The organism is Streptomyces sp. NPDC048523 (genome assembly GCF_043199815.1).
Lineage (GTDB): Bacteria > Actinomycetota > Actinomycetes > Streptomycetales > Streptomycetaceae > Streptomyces.
Genome location: NZ_JBICWQ010000031.1, coordinates 1 through 1,136, shown reverse-complemented (window position 1 = coordinate 1,136; position 1,136 = coordinate 1). Strand labels below are relative to the sequence as shown.

Sequence of the window (1,136 nt, the reverse complement as noted above, 5' to 3'; positions counted from 1 at the left end):
CAGACGGTCCCCTTCCGCCAGGACACCTCCTACCTGGCGATCGGCGAGCGGACCAACGCCAACGGCTCGAAGAAGTTCCGTGAGGCGATGCTGGAGGGCCGCTGGGACGACTGTGTGGAGATGGCCCGCGAGCAGATCCGCGAGGGCGCCCACATGCTGGACCTGTGCGTGGACTACGTCGGCCGTGACGGTGTGGCGGACATGAAGGAGCTGGCCGGCCGGTTCGCCACCGCCTCCACCCTGCCGATCGTGCTGGACTCCACCGAGGTCCCGGTCATCGAGGCCGGCCTGGAAAAGCTCGGCGGCCGCGCGGTCATCAACTCCGTCAACTACGAGGACGGCGACGGCCCCGCCTCCCGCTTCGCGAAGGTCACCAAGCTCGCCCAGGAGCACGGCGCCGCACTGATCGCCCTGACCATCGACGAGGAGGGCCAGGCCCGCACCCCCGAGCACAAGGTCGCCATCGCCGAACGGCTCATCAACGACCTGACCGGCAACTGGGGCATCCACGAGTCCGACATCCTCATCGACACCCTGACCTTCACCATCTGCACCGGCCAGGAGGAGTCCCGGGGCGACGGCCTTGCCACCATCGAGGCGATCCGCGAGCTCAAGCGCCGCCACCCGGACGTGCAGACCACGCTGGGCCTGTCCAACATCTCCTTCGGCCTGAACCCGGCCGCCCGTGTCCTGCTCAACTCGGTCTTCCTCGACGAGTGCGTCAAGGCCGGTCTGGACTCGGCGATCGTCCACGCGTCGAAGATCCTGCCGATCGCCCGCTTCAGCGAGGAGGAGGTGCAGACGGCTCTCGACCTGATCTACGACCGTCGCGCCGAGGGCTACGACCCCCTCCAGAAGCTGATGGCCCTGTTCGAGGGCGCCACCACCAAGTCCCTGAAGGCGGGCCGGGCGGAGGAGTTGGCGGCCCTGCCGCTGGAGGAGCGTCTCAAGCGCCGCATCATCGACGGCGAGAAGAACGGCCTGGAGGCCGACCTCGATGCGGCCCTTGAGGAACGTCCCGCCCTGGACATCGTCAACGACACCCTCCTGGACGGCATGAAGGTCGTCGGTGAACTCTTCGGCTCCGGGCAGATGCAGCTGCCGTTCGTCCTGCAGTCCGCCGAGGTCATGAAGAC

1 protein-coding gene is annotated in these 1,136 nt (G+C 67.9%); it reads left to right on the top strand.

Annotated features, from left to right (window positions below; all coding sequences use genetic code 11):
- On the top strand, nt 1-1,136 hold a 1,136-nt coding region (locus ACGFWE_RS43425), incomplete at both ends, for a dihydropteroate synthase (protein WP_393606211.1).